The 16,361-nt window shown below is 48.2% G+C and carries 12 protein-coding genes; 1 reads left to right on the top strand and 11 read right to left on the bottom strand.

The window, feature by feature from the left end; all coding sequences use genetic code 11:
- Positions 1-129 precede the first annotated feature (129 nt).
- Entirely contained in the window at positions 130-2,214 is a 2,085-nt protein-coding gene (locus BMX82_RS02300) for a hypothetical protein (RefSeq protein WP_091765693.1), read from the top strand.
- 60 nt (positions 2,215-2,274) lie between these two features.
- Here BMX82_RS02300 and BMX82_RS02295 read toward each other — a convergent pair whose 3' ends face one another.
- From BMX82_RS02295 to BMX82_RS02245, 11 genes are all read right to left on the bottom strand, one after another.
- Complete coding sequence (locus BMX82_RS02295; protein ID WP_036912793.1) at positions 2,275-3,903, bottom strand: alpha-N-arabinofuranosidase; 1,629 nt, start codon at positions 3,901-3,903, stop codon at positions 2,275-2,277.
- Positions 3,904-3,961: 58 nt separating this feature from the next.
- Positions 3,962-4,843, bottom strand: a complete 882-nt coding sequence (locus BMX82_RS02290; protein ID WP_091765690.1) for a cation diffusion facilitator family transporter — start codon at positions 4,841-4,843, stop codon at positions 3,962-3,964.
- A 56-nt stretch (positions 4,844-4,899) separates the two neighbouring features.
- Positions 4,900-6,489 (bottom strand): xylulokinase, encoded by a 1,590-nt coding sequence (locus tag BMX82_RS02285; RefSeq protein ID WP_410524399.1) that lies wholly within the window; start codon positions 6,487-6,489, stop codon positions 4,900-4,902.
- Between the two features lie 119 nt (positions 6,490-6,608).
- On the bottom strand, positions 6,609-8,147 hold the full coding sequence (araA, locus tag BMX82_RS02280; RefSeq protein ID WP_036912787.1) for an L-arabinose isomerase: 1,539 nt from the start codon (positions 8,145-8,147) through the stop codon (positions 6,609-6,611).
- Positions 8,148-8,178: 31 nt separating this feature from the next.
- Complete coding sequence (locus BMX82_RS02275; protein WP_036912785.1) at positions 8,179-8,889, bottom strand: L-ribulose-5-phosphate 4-epimerase; 711 nt, start codon at positions 8,887-8,889, stop codon at positions 8,179-8,181.
- A gap of 5 nt (positions 8,890-8,894) precedes the next feature.
- Positions 8,895-9,572 carry an NUDIX hydrolase gene (locus tag BMX82_RS02270; protein WP_036912782.1) on the bottom strand — a complete coding sequence of 226 codons (678 nt, stop codon included), beginning with the start codon at positions 9,570-9,572 and terminating at the stop codon, positions 8,895-8,897.
- A gap of 15 nt (positions 9,573-9,587) precedes the next feature.
- Entirely contained in the window at positions 9,588-11,279 is a 1,692-nt protein-coding gene (locus BMX82_RS02265) for a sodium:solute symporter (RefSeq protein WP_091765684.1), read from the bottom strand.
- A 37-nt stretch (positions 11,280-11,316) separates the two neighbouring features.
- Entirely contained in the window at positions 11,317-12,498 is a 1,182-nt protein-coding gene (locus BMX82_RS02260; RefSeq protein ID WP_036912776.1) for an aldose epimerase family protein, read from the bottom strand.
- Positions 12,499-12,678: 180 nt separating this feature from the next.
- Entirely contained in the window at positions 12,679-13,842 is a 1,164-nt protein-coding gene (gene galK, locus BMX82_RS02255; RefSeq protein ID WP_091765681.1) for a galactokinase, read from the bottom strand.
- A 27-nt stretch (positions 13,843-13,869) separates the two neighbouring features.
- Positions 13,870-15,147: an MFS transporter gene (locus BMX82_RS02250; RefSeq protein WP_036912771.1), complete on the bottom strand. Its 1,278-nt coding sequence runs from the start codon at positions 15,145-15,147 to the stop codon at positions 13,870-13,872.
- 32 nt (positions 15,148-15,179) lie between these two features.
- Positions 15,180-16,271 (bottom strand): aldose epimerase family protein, encoded by a 1,092-nt coding sequence (locus BMX82_RS02245; protein WP_036912768.1) that lies wholly within the window; start codon positions 16,269-16,271, stop codon positions 15,180-15,182.
- Positions 16,272-16,361: the final 90 nt, after the last annotated feature.

Raw genomic sequence — 16,361 nt, 5'->3', positions numbered from 1 at the left:
GTAAAAACTTTACCCCCGAAAACACTTTTTTCCCGAAAAAACACGTATAATTCGAAAACTTTTCGTATATTTGCCATCGAGATAAAACTATTAAGCATCGATATATACAATCTAAAGAACCAATTAACAATGAAAAAAGCTACAACATTTATGATGATGATGGCCCTGCCAATAGCGCTGGGCCTGGTATCGTGCAAGGATGATGACAACAATTCAGTCCTTGGCAATGACGGAGTAGAAGAGACGCTGAACCTCACGGAACCTGCTGAGGACCAGATGAGCGTCACAGTGACCGCCAACCTGTCGACCGCCGTGCCTGTGACCTTCGAAGAGAGCAGTACAGGCGCAGCCCTCGTGAAACGACTGCCGAGAGTGACAGCCGCCATCGAGCCCGACACGAAGATGGTACTGCTGCCAGGTAGCGTGTTCGACGCCAACGGAATCAATATCGGCCCGGAAACCATGGCGGCCGTGTTCCGCACTTTCTTCAATGGCGGCTATCTCGCCATCGAGCGGCCTACCAATATGCAGATAGCGAACTTTGTGATCATTATGTTGGCCGAGCTCATAGAAATGGAAGAACTCACCTACGAGGAATTGTATAGTCTGACCCACGAGGAGGCACGAGCCGCAGCAGCCGCTTCGCCCCGCATTGACCGCATGAAGGCCCGAATGGAGAACATGCGCCGCTATGCTACTCGTGCTGACGGCGGTGACGGCCTCGACGACCTGTTTGCCGAAATGGTGATCATGGGCCCCGACGACTACTTCATGCAGGAACCACTCGACAAGCTGACCACCTATATGTACTCTGAAGATAGCGAGGGCAACACGACAACCGCCCAGACCGTCACCTCGACGCCGAAACGCACACAGGCCGTCAGCGGCACTCTGGCCGATGCTGCCGCCGATTGGCTCAACACAGTGGAGAAGGAGAACGAGGAGAAGCTGTACGTTATTGCTGACACCCGTCGCCTCAGTATGACACGCGCGGGCAGTGGACCTATCAACGATCTGATAGACGCCAGCGAGACGTTTACCTACAATGGCAGCATCTGTTGGAAGGACGACGACACGACAGTGCACAACTACTCGAACCGAGTGAACATACGTGTCAGTTCGTGGGGCGTCCACAACATCGAGGCCAACAAGGACTATTACTACCTTAAGCAGAACGTGACACTGAGGATGGGTAATGATAACGGCTGGAAGATATTCTACCCGACAAGCAGTGAGAATAGCTGGTACAAGGCCACCAATTATGGCAACTATAACCGCTGGTACGGCTCATTCCTCTCGCAGTACGAGACGTCGATGAACCTCACGGGTAGCGGCACTATCCATCTGGAGGCAGCGGCGCCCAACACCGACAACAACTCGTCATCTACCAGCGTAACAGTCGGCTCGTCCTCCTCGAGGTCTGAGACCGTGGGCCTCTCGTGGAGTGCAGGCGCCAACATGTCGGGCCCGATGGCATCCGTCGGTGGCAGTTACAGCGTTGGAACTACGCAGGGCACATCCTTCTCGATGGGCATGTCACAGACCAACAAGGAACTGGGCGTGAAGAAGAATACCTCGGGCTCGAAGGTGACGTGGACCTATAAGGGGGCGCTGCCACAGTACTATGAGAACGTGGGCTCTACCATCTACTATTGTCACCAGACGGCGGCCAACATTCTGGTCAACGACGCCGACGTAGCCAACGAGATATGTTGGTCTGTCAGCAACCCCTCGGGACAGTACACAGCCGAAATCACCTCGGTGCCGCAAACAGCCTCCTTGCTCTACGAATATAAAAAAAAGGATGGCTACAAGAATGCGCCGCACATGTATGAATACTGCACGGCCGAGACAGCTACCTACACCCACACGCTCCTGGAGCCCAGTCGTGCTATGCAGACGTGGCGCATGAACATCACCATCGACCAGTGGGATGGCACGCCAGTCGTCGGAGCGCTAGGCGATCTGGAATCGAATATTCGCAATGCCTTCCCCGACCTTTATGCCAATGTTTTCAAGGTGGCCGACAAGACGCCGACCAGCCTGACGGGCATCACCGCTGTTGTGAACTACACGAAGAGTGTGATGGGCAACCGCCTTGACATCCTGCAGAGCTATGCCCGCTCGTGGGGCATCAAGCAGTTCACCATTCACTGGAGCTGCGACGACCTGAACGTCAAGACTCGGGAGGGCTTCGTCGTGAATATAGACTGAAAAAAGAATCCCGCCAGATAGTCTGGCGGGATTGATGGATATTGGTAAGTTGTAAAGGGCTTACTTAATGTTCAATACAACGAGCGACTTGGCGGGCACTTTGACTGTGAGAGTGCCCTTCTTCAGTTTAGCATCCTTGTACTCCTTGGGAGATACAACGTCGGGATGCTGGAAGTCGTTGTAATCAGCCACGTTCTTTGAGGTTAGGATACGGCCAGAGACTGTCTTAGCATTGAAGCCGGCAAAGTTGAAGTCGATGGTCTGATCCTTGTCGAGGCTCACGTTGGTAATGGCCAGTACTACAGAGCCGTCCTTCGTCTTGGCTGCCGAAGCGGAGAGCACGGGGCAGGGGCGGGTAGTGTTGTCGGCTGTCTTGGCCTTTTCCTTGAAGTATTCCTTGCTGCACTGGATGGTCTCGCTCTCAAGGTCGACGGGCAGATAGGTAGCCTCCTGGAATGGTGTGTACATCTCGAACACGTGGTAGGTCGGGGTAAGCACCATGTGGCCTGTGCCTTCCTGGTCGGTGAGAATCATCGATTGGAGCACGTTCACCACCTGAGCGATATTGGCCATCTTTACGCGGTCGGTGTATTTGTGGAACACGTTGAGGCTCAGAGAGGCTACGAAGGCATCGCGGAGTGCGTTCTGCTGATACAGGTGACCGGGGATGGTGCCGGGCTCCTCGTCCCACCAGGTGCCCCACTCATCAACGAGCAGACCGATGGTGTTCTTCGGGTCTTTCTCGTCCATGATGGCCTTGTGCTTCTTGATGACCTCCTCAATCTCCAGACACTTGCCCAAAGCCCAGTAGTACTGGTCGGTGTCGAAGTTGGTGGCAGAGCCCTTGGGGCCGTTCCAACCTGTGCAAGTATAATAATGTAAGGAGATACCCTGCATCTGGTGGCCGATGTTATCCATCAGCACGGTAGTCCAGTTGTAGTCGTAGTCGCTGGCACCGGAGGCAATGCGATAGAGGCGGTTCTTGCCCTGGTCGCGGAGGTATGTGTTGAACTTGCGATACTCGTTAGAGTAATACTCAGGGCGCATGTTACCGCCACAGCCCCATGCTTCGTTGCCTATACCGAAGTATTTCACATGCCAAGCCTTGTCACGGCCGTTCTGACGGCGCAGGCGTGCCATTGGGGTGTCACCGTCGCTGGTCATATACTCCACCCACTGAGCCATCTCCTTTACGGTACCAGAACCTACGTTGCCGCTGATGTAGGGCTCACAGTCGAGCATCTCACAGAGGTTCAGGAACTCATGGGTACCGAAAGAGTTGTCTTCGATGGTTCCGCCCCAGTTGTTGTTGCGCAGCGAAGGACGCTGATCCTTAGGACCGATACCGTCCATCCAGTGATAATCGTCGGCGAAACAGCCGCCAGGCCAGCGGAGTACGGGAATCTTTAGGGCTTTCAGAGCCTCGAACACATCTTTGCGGTAACCGTTGATGTTAGGAATCTGTGAGCCTTCGCCCACCCAGAGGCCGCCGTAGATGCAGCTGCCCAGGTGCTCGGAGAACTGACCATAGATCTCACGGTTTATCTTGGCTCCTGCCTGATCGGCGTGAACCGTTGCCTTCACGTTCTTCGCTTGCGAAGCGTCTCCTGACGTCGCCGAGCGGTTTGCGGCCATTGCTCCTGTGGCAACGGCCAGCGCGATAGTCGCGGTAAATAGTATTCTTTTCATACTTATTTGTTGGTGATTAAATTATATATTATATTAAAGATTTATTTGCTTGTAGTTCCTATTTTGGTTCTACGTGTACGGCGACATGTGTATCCTCGCCGTAACGTTCTCTCAGTACGTCTTCAACCTCTGAGGCCTTGTCGTGAGCTTCGTTCAGGGTAATATCTCCATCCATCAGGATGTGCAGCTCGATGGCGTAATGATTGCCTATCCTACGGGTTCGCAGATCATGAGGATCAGCCACACCAGGTATTGATGCTGCCAATTGCAGAATCTCGTCTTCCACACAATCGGGTAGCGACTGTTCCATCAGGTCGCCAATGCCATTGCGTAGCAGGTCGGCGGCCACCTTTATGATAAAGACGCCTACGATGACTGAAGCTACTGGGTCGAGTACTGTCCATTGTTGCCCTAAGAAGATAGCACCACCAATGCCAACAGAGGTGCCGACAGATGATAATGCATCGCTGCGATGATGCCATGCATTAGCTTCTACGGCTGGTGAGTTAAGTTTGCGGGCCTTAATCATGGAGTAATGGTAAACGGCTTCTTTTAATACGATTGATATGAGAGCAGCCCAGAGGGCTAAAATGCCTGGAGCTTCAAGTTTTGAACCGTTGGTCCATGCAATGATCTTCATCGTGCCGTGGTAGAGAATGCCTATGGCTACAGCCAGAAGGGCGACGCCTATCATGGTCATGGCAAGTGTCTCGTACTTTCCGTGTCCGTAGTCGTGCGACTTATCCTTTGGCTTGCCACTGATGTGCACAAACACCAGTACGATGATATCGGTGACAAAATCGGATAGTGAGTGAACAGCATCTGCCACCATAGCGGCACTATGGCCTAGGATACCGGCCACGAACTTAAACAGCAGCAGTATGACATTGACTGCTCCTCCAACCAGCGTTACCTTATAGATTTCTTTATTTCTTTCCATGACATTTAAGAACCGCCTCTTCATAGTAAAGGGGCGGTTCTTTTTTGCACAATCACTTACTTGTTGTCTACAGCTGCCTGTTCGATGGGGAGACAGCGCTTGTAGTTCTCAATGTACTTCTCGAAACCTGCTACATCCTCAGCAGTGGGGGCGATAGAGATTCCTGTGTTGCCAGAGAAGACAACGCTCTCGAGATAATCGGCAAGGCTGAGCTTGTTGGGATTATTTACGGCATAGCCAGCCAGCAGGGCAATACCCCATGCTCCACCTTCACCAGCAGTCTCCATCACTGATATTGGGCTGTTCAGGGCTGCAGCGAGCATGCGCTGACCTACGCCTGCTGTCTTGAAGTAACCTCCATGACCCGTGATGCGGTCTACCTTGATCTTCTCTTCCTTGAACAGAATGTCGTTACCTATCTTCAGCACGCCGATGGCACCGTATAGGTGGGCACGCATGAAGTTAGCGAGGTTGAACTTATCGTTGGCAGAACGTACGAACATGGGACGACCTTCGCTAAGACCTGTAACGGGCTCACCGCTAACATAATTGTAGGCCATCAGTCCGCCGCAGTCGGTATCACCTTCGAGAGCCTTGTTGAAGAGCTTACCGTAAATTTCGTTCATATCTACCTTAACGCCAAGAAGTTGCTGGTATTCCTTAAACAATCCCACCCAGGCGTTAATATCACTGGTACAGTTGTTACAGTGAACCATTGCTACGAGGCTGCCGTCAGGTGTAGTTACCATGTCAATCATCTCGTATGGCTTGCTCAGTTCTTTTTCCAATACGATCATTGAGAAACTGGAGGTTCCTGCAGATACATTACCTGTGCGCTGTTTTACAGCGTTGGTAGCTACCATACCGGTGCCAGCGTCACCTTCTGGGGGACATACGGGGATGCCTGCCTTGAGGTGACCAGAAACATCGAGCTTCTTGGCACCTTCAGGTGTCAGGAAACCTGCGCTCTCACCCGCGTTGAGTGACTTTGGCAGAATGTCGAGCAGCTTCCAGGAGAAGCCTTTCGGAGCAATGAGCTCGTCAAACTTCTTTACCATGGTGGCGTCGTAAGTCTTGGTCTTCGGATCAACGGGAATCATACCTGATGCATCGCCTACGCCCAGAACAAACTGACCGGTTACCTGCCAATGCACATAACCAGCGAGGGTGGTGAGGTATTTGATGTCGCTGACATGCTCCTCGTTGTCGAGAATAGCCTCGTAGAGGTGTGAGATGCTCCAGCGCAGGGGGATGTTGTAGTTGAAGAGCTTTGAAAGTTCTGCAGCAGCCTTACCTGTGTTGGTATTACGCCAGGTACGGAAAGGAACCAGAATCTCCTGCTTCTCATTGAAAGCCATATAACCATGCATCATAGCAGAGAAGCCAATGGCGGCAAGGGCTTCGATTTCGCAGTCATATTGTGCCATAACATCCTTGCGGAGTTCTGCATAACAGTCCTGCAAGCCATACCATACAGCCTCAGTAGAGTAGGTCCAGAGACCATCTACTAACTGGTTCTCCCACTCGTGTGAGCCTTGGGCTATGGGCTTATTGTCCTCGTCGATGAGGACGGCCTTGATTCTTGTAGAACCGAATTCGATTCCTAGGATAGCTTTTCCAGCTTGTATCGTTTCTTTTGCTGTCATAATCAATTATTTTTTGCACGGATTAACGCGGCTTTCTATAAAAAACACTGCTTTTATAAATGTGGCAATAAAGCCGTGTCCTTATTCATGAGACCGTGTTAATCCGTGCCATATTATTTTTATCTCAGCGCCTTGTTAAGCATGTAGTAAACCTCGTTGTTGCGGAGGGTCTGCTTGAAGTCGGCAATGTTGGTCTGCTTGTTGATGCGGACATATTCAATGCCAGTCATCTCAGCAAAGTCCTCCCAATACTCCTCGTTGATATCGTAAGAGAAGGCACTGTGGTGTGTACCACCGGCAAGGATCCATGCAGCGGCACCAATCTCAAAAGTAGGCTGTGGAACCCACAGAGCAGAAGCTACAGGGAGCTTTGGCATGGGCTGTGGCTCGATGCACTCTACCTCCTGAGAGATCAGACGGAAACGGTTGCCCAGGTCGACAACGGTAGCCTTGATACCAGCACCGGTCTTAGATGTAAATACCAGACGGGCTGTCTGTTGCTTACGGATACCGATACCGAGGAAGTGAACTTCGAGTTTGGGCTTGTCGGTAGCAATCAGCGGACAAATCTCGAGCATGTGGCTCTGCAGACAAGAACTCTTGTCGCCAGCGAAGTTGAGGGTGTAGTCCTCGAGGAATGAGCAACCAGTAGGCATGCCCTGCTGGATGACCCACAGAGTGCGATAGAGACAAGCAGTCTTCCAGTCACCCTCGGCACCGAAACCATAACCCTCTTCCATGAGGCGCTGCGAAGCCAGACCGGGAATCTGGTCGAAACCGCAGAAGTCTGGTGCGTCGATATCGGCATCGCCCAGGTCGTCGAAATTGGTGGTGAAAGCAGTAGCACCTTCATCCTTCAGAACACGGCGAAGAGCGATCTCGGCCTTGGCTGCATTCTTCACCTTCTCCCAATAAACCTGCTCACCGCTCTCGTCAATCTTGATGGTGTAGAGGTTCTTGTACTCCTCAACCAGGGCGTCGGCCTCGGCGTCGGTTACCTTCTTGAAGTACTCCATCAGAGAAGAAACAGGGTAGTAGTCTACGTGATAACCCAAACGCTGTTCGAACTCTACGCGGTCGCCATCGGTAACGGCTACATTGTTCATGTTCATACCGAACATCAAGCAACGTACGTTGTGAGCATCGGCTACACCAGCTGCCACACGAGCCCAAACGGCAATCTGCTTCTGAGCCTTCTCGTCCTTCCAGTAGCCGCAAACCACCTTACGGGCCACACGCATACGAGTACAGATGTGTCCGAACTCGATGTCACCGTGAGCACTTTGGTTGAGGTTCATGAAGTCCATGTCAATCTCACTCCAGGGAATCTCGGCATTATATTGGGTGTGGAAGTGGAGGAGGGGCTTCTGCAACTGCTGCAGACCCTTGATCCACATCTTGGCGGGTGAGAAAGTATGCATCCAAGTGATGATACCTACACACTTCTCGTCGTTATTAGCTGCCAGCATCACCTGCTCTACTTCCTTAGAGCTATTGGCTGTGCCCTTATATACAATCTTCACGGGGATGTTGCCGCTCTTGTTCAGACCGTCAACCATCTCCTTAGAGTGTCCATCAACTGCAACCACTGCATCACCTCCGTATAGAAGCTGTGCACCAGTTACCCACCAAATCTCATAATTATCAAATGCTTTCATTTATAGTATAATTGTTTTCTTAAATATGTAATTAATGCTTTTGTCCCTTCTGTCCGTAATAGGCATTAGGTCCGTGTTTGCGCATATAATGCTTCTCAACTAACAACGGATTCATCGTCAACTTTGGGTTTACCGAGAATGCTATAAATGCCATCTTGGCGCACTGCTCCATAACCTTAGCATTATAAACGGCGTTGTCGGGAGATGTTCCCCATGAGAACGGACCATGGTTTTTGACTAAAACGGCGGGAGTGTGATCGGGATTGATCTTGCGGATGTTTAATATCTCGTCGACAATCACGTTTCCTGTCTCCAGCTCATAGTTGCCCTTGACTTCTTCTTCCGTCATATCACGTGTACAGGGGATATCCTGATAGAAGTAGTCGGCGTGAGTTGTACCAATGTTGGGAATATCTCGGCCAGCTTGAGCAAAGGCCGTGGCATAAGTGGAGTGTGTGTGTACTACACCTTGGATATTGGGAAATGAACGGTATAAAACCAGATGGGTCGGGGTGTCGGATGAGGGATTTAACTCTCCATCGACAACTTCGCCAGTCTTGAGATCAACCACTACCATATCTGATGCTTTCATTACATCATAATCAACGCCAGAGGGCTTGATGACAACCAATCCGTGTTCGCGGTCAATACCTGACACATTTCCCCACGTGAAGATGACAAGGTCTTGTTTCACGAGGTCAAGGTTTGCCTTGAATACTTTTTCTTTCAGTTCTTCTAACATATGTCTTATAATTTAAAATTCGGGTCTTCGTTATAAGCTCGCTTGTTGAATCGGTAGAGGTATGCTCCGCGTTTAGAGCCTTTCTTGTCAATGAGCTCTGTCTTTTCAATGAAGTCCATATCTTTAATACGTTTGCGGAAATTTCGCTTGTCAAGTTCTTCGCCGTTCACAGCCTCATAGAGCCTCTGCAATTGAGTTAGGGTGAACAGTTTTGGAAGCAGACGAAAGCCTACTGGCTCTTGCGAGAGTTTCTGTTGCATCATCTTCCTTGCCTTCCTAACCATCTCGTTATGATCAGAGTATAGCTTGGGAACTTCATTGACGTCCATCCACTCGACACCGTGTGCCTCGCGAAGCGTATCGTCATAATCGCTGACATTGATAAGAGCGTAATATGCAATAGATACCACTCGCTCACCAGGGTCACGGTCGACGTTACCAAAAGCACCGACTTGGCGCATGTATAGGTTCCGAAGTCCGGTTAGTTCGTAAAGTGTACGACTGGCAGCATCGTCAACGCTTTCTTGGGCGTTAACGAAGCCTCCGTAGAGGCTCCATTCGCCACGGCCGGGATCCATCTTACGTTTGCCTATCAGTATTTTCAACTTACCTTCGTCAAAACCGAAGATAATGCAGTCTACCGATAACCAGACCTTGGAATGATCGCCATAGAAATTTGTCATTTCCTTGTTTTTTGATTACCAGAAATAAATATAGAAAGCTACTGTGATAGTCAGGATAATTACCGTATGAATAACATCCCAGTGATTCCAACTGGCACGTGTAGCTGCACGCTGCTCAGGTGTGGAAGTACCAAATACCAGACCTTGGATCTTCTGATTGTCAGGAGCCTCGGTAATCAGTGATACAATGATTACGATGAGACAGCAGACAATCAACATGACTCCGCAGAAGAACAACCAGTTGAAGTCGTAGAACACGGCCTTGAACCAGTTGTCGGCTGCATCTGTCGCGTTGCTGTAGTAAACCTTGGCGCCCAGACGGGTCAGACCAATGATAATACCAGAAAGCAGTCCCCACATACCACCCTTGGCTGAGGCACGCTTCCAACAAATACCAAGAAGGAAAGCTGCTGCGATACCAGGAGCAAGTACAGACTGCACATCTTGCAGATAGTTATAAAGCACGTTACCTACGGAACGCATGATGGGAATCCACAGAATACCGAGAATCACAATAACAACAGTTGCAGTCTGTCCAATGCGTACAAGACTCTTCTCCGATGTCTCCGGCTTCAGGCGTTTCCAGAAGTCTATGGTGAACAGCATGGCTGAAGAATTAAACAGAGATGCCAGTGATGACATCAGGGCTGCGAGAATACCACAGACAACAAGACCTTTCACACCTGCAGGAAGAATCTTTGCAACGAGGGTGGGGAAGGCGGCATCGGCATTTGGTGTACCGTCAGCAAGCAATGGAAGGAAACCACCATCGCCGATGTATTTCTGATGCAGGGCAAATGCTATCATACCGGGAATCAGGAAAAGAAATACAGGAAGCAACTTTAAGTATGCACCGAAGATAGTACCACGACGAGCTTCCTTCTCATCCTTACCAGAAAGAACACGCTGTACGATATATTGGTCGGTACACCAGTACCAGAAACCGATAACGGCAGAACCAATCAGTGCACCGAGCCAGGGATATTGTGGGTCGCTGTTAGAACGCATCAGATGGATCATCGTACCTGTGGCTCCTTCATAACTAGGCTTTACATCACAGAGCTGCAGCATCTGATCCCAACTGCCTAAGGCCTTCATGCCTAATACAAGGATGATGAGTGAACCAAGTAAAAGAATGGGTGTCTGGAGGACTGATGTATAGAGTACGGACTTCATACCTCCGAAAATGGTGTAGATAGCCGTAATAACTACCAGTCCGATGGCTGCAATCCAGAAAAAGTCAATTCCCCAGAGTTCTTCGATTCCGAATACCTGCTGGAATACCAGACCACCTGCATATACTGTCACAGCAACCTTTGTCAGCACATAACTGATGAGAGAGATTACAGAGAGAATGGTACGACTCTGTGTATTGTATCGACGTTCCAGGAACTCAGGCATGGTGTACACCATTGAACGAGAATAGAAGGGTACAAATACCCATCCTAAGATTAGAATCATCCACCCCTGAATTTCCCAATGGGCCATAGCCATTCCTGAAGAGGCACCTGCACCTGCAAGTCCGATGAGATGCTCAGAACCTATATTTGACGCAAAGATTGATGCACCGATAGCAATCCATGTTGCGTCTTTACCACCTAAGAAATAGTCTGCAGAGTTGTCGTTCTTCTGTGAAACAACCCATAATACAATGCCGATTAGCGCACAGCAAAAGACGCCAATGACAATCCAGTCTAATAATGCCATGTTAGTTTAGAATTTTATTTATTTTGAGTTATACATTTTATTTCACAGAGAATCTGTATGCAGCGTGACTGTAGTACTTTTCACCAGGATTTAAGGTCGGCTGTACCCAGTTTTTCTTATTGGGTGAGTCGGGATACTTCTGGCTCTCAAGACATACGCTGACATGTTTTGGGTAGGTGATACCATGCTTGCGGGCAATGTCCTTATCAGCACCCACACCTTGGAAATTTCCACTATATACCTGTACACCAGGCTCGTTGGTAAACATTTCCATGAAGATACCCGTTTTGGGTGAATAAAGACTTGCGCATACCTGAGTATCATCGCCCTTGCCATCCTTATAAGTGTTCAGACAGAAGTTGTGGTCATAGCCTGTAGCGTTCTGAATCTGGTCAAACTGTGACAGGATGCTGTCGCCGATAGCATGTGGAGTGCGGAAATCCATTGGAGTACCCTCAACAGACTTGATCTCACCTGTGGGGATATAGAGCTTGTCACTTGGTGTGAAATTATCAGCGTTTACATAGAGTACCATATCATAACCAGGCTGGGTGAAATCACCGCTTAGGTTATAATAATTATGGTTGGTCTGATTGATAATGGTTGGCTTGTCTGTCTCTGCCTCCCATGTCATGTCGAGCGTGTTGTCGGCTGTAACTTTATAGGTGGTAACGGCTAGTACTTTACCAGGGAATCCGTTCTCACCATCAGGTGCAACAATTGTCAGTTTCAGGATAGAGTCACCAATCTGTTCTGCATCAAAAACTTGATGCATCCAGCCAGAGTTACCGCCGCCATGCAGACTATTGGGTCCATCGTTCTTTTTTAACTGATATTCTGTATCTCCGATTGTAAACTTGCCTCCTTGAATACGGTTCGCGTATCGACCAACGCTTGATCCATAGTCACTAGGGGTATTAATGGTGTCTGCATATTGTGCGATGTTATCGAAACCAAGTACAACATCTGTCAAGTTCCCGTCCTTATCTGGCACGCAGAGTGATACGATACGTCCACCATAGTTGGTGATACATACTTCCATTCCATTCGCATTCTTCAGCGTGTAGAGTTTAACTGGCTTTGACTGGATAGTTGTGTCAAACTTGGCAGGGTTGAGACCTGAAGCTGTCAACTGTGCAGCCTGCTGGTTACCAGCACAAGCAGAAAGTATCAGCGTAGCTACGCCGACACCCATCATTGTCTTTTTTAGTGATTTCATCTTTACTTGTTTTTAGTTGTTATTTATGTTTGATTGTATTTTGGGCGTAAAATTACAACTATTTTCTGAACTAACAAGTAAAAATATAATAAAAATGAGTGGTAAAGTGTAATATTTACACCCTACCACTCTTATTTAACCTTTATAAACACTAGATATGGTGTTTATGTCATCTCGGACTTAGCAAATCTTACGTGATCCGTCGCCAATAACTACATCATATACTTTGGGCTCATGTCCGTATTTAGCGGCAAACTTTTTCTTTGCATCTTCAACAAACTTTTTATAGAGATCGTTGCGTACAAGATTGATAGTACAGCCACCGAAGCCACCACCCATGATGCGGCTACCAGTAACGCCATTTTCTTTGGCGATGTCGTTCAGATAGTCCAGCTCTTCGCAACTAACCTCATAGTCCTTTGAAAGACCTTCGTGAGTCTTGTACATCAGTTCACCGACTTTTTCATAGTCACCTTCGTTGAGTGCGTCACAAACAGCCAATACACGGTCTTTCTCTCCAAGTACGAACTTGGCACGTTTGTAGTCTTCCTCACCAACCTCGGCACGAACTTCGTCCAGTTGCTCCCACGTGCAATCACGCAGTGTCTCAAACTTGCCCTCTGGGTGTTTTGCTTGAATATGCTTAACTACGTTCTCACAAGAGTTGCGGCGATCGTTGTATGGAGAACCTGCTAACTGATGTTTTACTACGGAGTCTAGCAGGACAAGGCGATATCCGTCTGGCTTAAATGGGAAGTACTCAAACTCGCGGCTACGACAATCGAGACGCATCAGACATCCTGCCTTTCCAAAGACAGAGGCAAACTGATCCATGATACCACAGTTAACACCGCAGTAGTTGTGCTCAGTTGCCTGACCTGCTAATACCATATCCCACTGTGATACTTTATTCTCACCAAAGATGTCGTTCAGACCGTAGGCAAAACAACTCTCCATCGCTGCAGAAGATGACATGCCTGCACCAAGAGGAACATCACCTGAGAAAGCGATATTAAAACCTTTAACAGGGACACCCAATTTTTTCATCTCCAGGGCAATACCGTATATATAACGTGCCCAAGAGGCTTTTGGGCCTGCAGGGTCTGAAAGTTTGAAATCAACGCGATCCTTCAGGTCGATAGCATAAGCCATTACGGTATCTTCTGTACCATTGGCACGCATTTCCGCCATAACACCTTTATCTACAGCACCGGGGAATACAAAACCTCCATTATAATCAGTGTGCTCACCTATGAGGTTGATACGTCCGGGAGATGCATATACGCTACCAGTCTTTCCGTCAAAATGCTTGATGAAACGACTTCTTACAAATTCAATGTCCATAATCTTAAGAGTTTTAGAAGTTAAAAATTAATCAACTTTGATATCCTTGTTTACGTTCTTACAGCCGATAAGGGCATAGAACAGAATATAGGCCAACATAGCAATAACAAGCCAGTAACTGAAGATTGGGCCAGTCGACTTGGCAATAGCTTCTTGAATTAATGGCATGATGCCACCACCAACAACCATTGTCATAAAGATGCCAGATGCTGCTTCTGTGTATTTGCCAAGTCCTTCAACGGAAAGGTTGAAGATACCGCCCCACATGATTGAGGTGCAGAGACCACAAGCGGGAATAAGGAAAGCCTTAGCAGGTACGTCATGTCCGCTGAAGCCGATGGTAACACTCTCTGGCATGAAAATGGCAATCAGCAGGAGTAAGATGGCGACAGCACTAACTGTTGAAAGTTGCAGTTTGGTAGAAACCTTGCCAGAAATAGCACTTGAGCATGCACGACCTATCATCATCAGCAACCAATAGGCAGCAGCTAATGTACCGCCTACTGCAGCAGCACCTTCGAAAGGAAGATCTGTCACATAGAAGTTCAACTCCATAGGAATACCGATTTCGATACCTACATAGAAGAAAATAGCGATGACGCCAAGTAGGCAGTGGCGGAAGGCCAATGGACTATGCTCATACTTGGGCTCAACTTTTCCGAGAGTAGGCTCGGGAATTGATACACGACTGATGATGATGAATGAAATGGCAAATACAGCCATACCAATGAACAACAGGGGAGCAACATCGCTCATGCTGGTATCCTTGGTCACTGTACCAACGAGAATACCTGCTAATAGTGGGGTAAGTGTACCTGTCAGTGAGTTCAGTGTACCGCCTACCTGAATGAGTTGGTTACCCTTGTTACCACCGCCACCAAGCAGGTTTAGCATTGGGTTAACTACAGTATTCAGCATGCAGACACAGAATCCACAGATGAAAGCACCCAAAAGATAGATGATCAGATTGAGAGCTACTGGGATGCTGTCGTATGTAAATACGTATGTGCCTGCGCCAACCAGACTTGAAAGATATTGGAACATTAATCCAACAATACCTACAATAAGTGCGATTAGCGCAGTCTTCTTGTACCCATACTTAGTTAGCATTTTTCCAGCCGGAATACCCATGAAAAGATAAGCGGCAAAGTTCATGAGATTACCCCATGCCTTAGCAAAAGGATATTCAAAGCCCCAGATGTTGCCAAATGGAGCACCCATGTTTGTTACGAAGCTAATCATCGCGAAGATGAAGCACATCGTTATTATGGCAATCAACTTGCCATTGTTTTTTGTTTCAGTCATATTGTGTTAAAATTTTAATGTTTGGTTTCTTATTATTCTACTACTCCAAAACGATAAATTGTTTTTTGTTTATACTGCTGGCCAGGACGAAGCACTACAGATGGGAAATAAGGGCGATTGGGGGTGTCAGGGAAGTGCTGAGCCTCAAAACATACAGCAGAGCGGCGTGGGAATGTCGCACCATTGGCACCCTTATAGCCATTTGCATAGTTGGCTGTGTAAAGTTGAATGCCAGGCTCGGTTGTAAATACTTCCATCGTACGTCCACTCTTTGGCTCAATAACCTTTGCGGCATACGAGAGTTCGCCTTCTTCCTGTTTGTTCAGTACATAGTTATGATCAAAGCCTTTACCAAACTTGATCTGCTCATGGTCTGCATCAATATCTTTACCAAAAGCTTTTGGCTTGCGGAAGTCAAATGGGGTACCTTCAACTTTGAGAATCTCACCTGTAGGAATTGCGGTCTCGTCGGTGGGCAGATAGAAATCTGCATTGATTTCGCAAATCTGGTTTTCAATCGTAGGAGTGGGATCTGCTGTACCTGCCAGACTGAAGAAAGCATGATGAGTCAGGTTCACGATGGTCTTTTTATTGGTGGTAGCAAGGTACTCGATGATCAGCTCGTTCAAATCTGTGAAAGTGAATTCAACAGTTACGTCAAGTTCGCCAGTAAAACCTTCTTCACCATATGAAGATACGCGGTGTAAAGCTAACGACCGAGGTCCCATCTGACGAGCATCCCATACCTTGGCATGGAAACCTGTAGGACCACCATGCAGGTGATTAGGTCCATCGTTAAGTGCCAATTGGTATTCTTTACCATTCAGTGTAAACTGACCCTTGCAGATACGATTACCCCAGCGACCAATGAGTGTAGAAAGGAAAGGCTCCTTGCCGCTGGTGAGTTGCTTGATGCTGTCGTGTCCTTGAATCACGTTACCCACCTTACCTTCTTTGTCTGGTACCATAATAGCACAAATGGCACCGCCGTAGTTGGAGATTGCCACTTCATAACCCTTACGATTCCTGAGGATGTACAGGTCTGTTTTCTTACCATTGATTGTGGCCTGGAAGTTTTCTCTCTTCAGACCACACAGATTCGCTGTTTCTGTTGAGTTTACCATATTGAATATATGTTTTTAGTTACTAAAATTATTACTGTCTGCAAAGTAACTAAAAATATATCAAACGGGCAAATGATTCAACGAAAAAAA

Source organism: Prevotella sp. khp7, from assembly GCF_900109055.1.
Taxonomy (GTDB): domain Bacteria; phylum Bacteroidota; class Bacteroidia; order Bacteroidales; family Bacteroidaceae; genus Prevotella.
The sequence above is the reverse complement of the archived record's forward strand: the minus strand, read 5'-3'. Positions and strand labels throughout refer to the sequence as shown.

Excerpts from the sequence above, each read along its gene's own strand:
- BMX82_RS02300 (WP_091765693.1), top strand. The coding sequence starts at position 130 with ATGAAAAAAGCTACAACATTTATGATGATGATGGCCCTGCCAATAGCG.
- BMX82_RS02295 (WP_036912793.1), bottom strand. The coding sequence starts at position 3,903 with ATGAAAAGAATACTATTTACCGCGACTATCGCGCTGGCCGTTGCCACA.
- BMX82_RS02290 (WP_091765690.1), bottom strand. The coding sequence starts at position 4,843 with ATGGAAAGAAATAAAGAAATCTATAAGGTAACGCTGGTTGGAGGAGCA.
- BMX82_RS02285 (WP_410524399.1), bottom strand. The coding sequence starts at position 6,489 with ATGACAGCAAAAGAAACGATACAAGCTGGAAAAGCTATCCTAGGAATC.
- araA (WP_036912787.1), bottom strand. The coding sequence starts at position 8,147 with ATGAAAGCATTTGATAATTATGAGATTTGGTGGGTAACTGGTGCACAG.
- BMX82_RS02275 (WP_036912785.1), bottom strand. The coding sequence starts at position 8,889 with ATGTTAGAAGAACTGAAAGAAAAAGTATTCAAGGCAAACCTTGACCTC.
- BMX82_RS02270 (WP_036912782.1), bottom strand. The coding sequence starts at position 9,572 with ATGACAAATTTCTATGGCGATCATTCCAAGGTCTGGTTATCGGTAGAC.
- BMX82_RS02265 (WP_091765684.1), bottom strand. The coding sequence starts at position 11,279 with ATGGCATTATTAGACTGGATTGTCATTGGCGTCTTTTGCTGTGCGCTA.
- BMX82_RS02260 (WP_036912776.1), bottom strand. The coding sequence starts at position 12,498 with ATGAAATCACTAAAAAAGACAATGATGGGTGTCGGCGTAGCTACGCTG.
- galK (WP_091765681.1), bottom strand. The coding sequence starts at position 13,842 with ATGGACATTGAATTTGTAAGAAGTCGTTTCATCAAGCATTTTGACGGA.
- BMX82_RS02250 (WP_036912771.1), bottom strand. The coding sequence starts at position 15,147 with ATGACTGAAACAAAAAACAATGGCAAGTTGATTGCCATAATAACGATG.
- BMX82_RS02245 (WP_036912768.1), bottom strand. The coding sequence starts at position 16,271 with ATGGTAAACTCAACAGAAACAGCGAATCTGTGTGGTCTGAAGAGAGAA.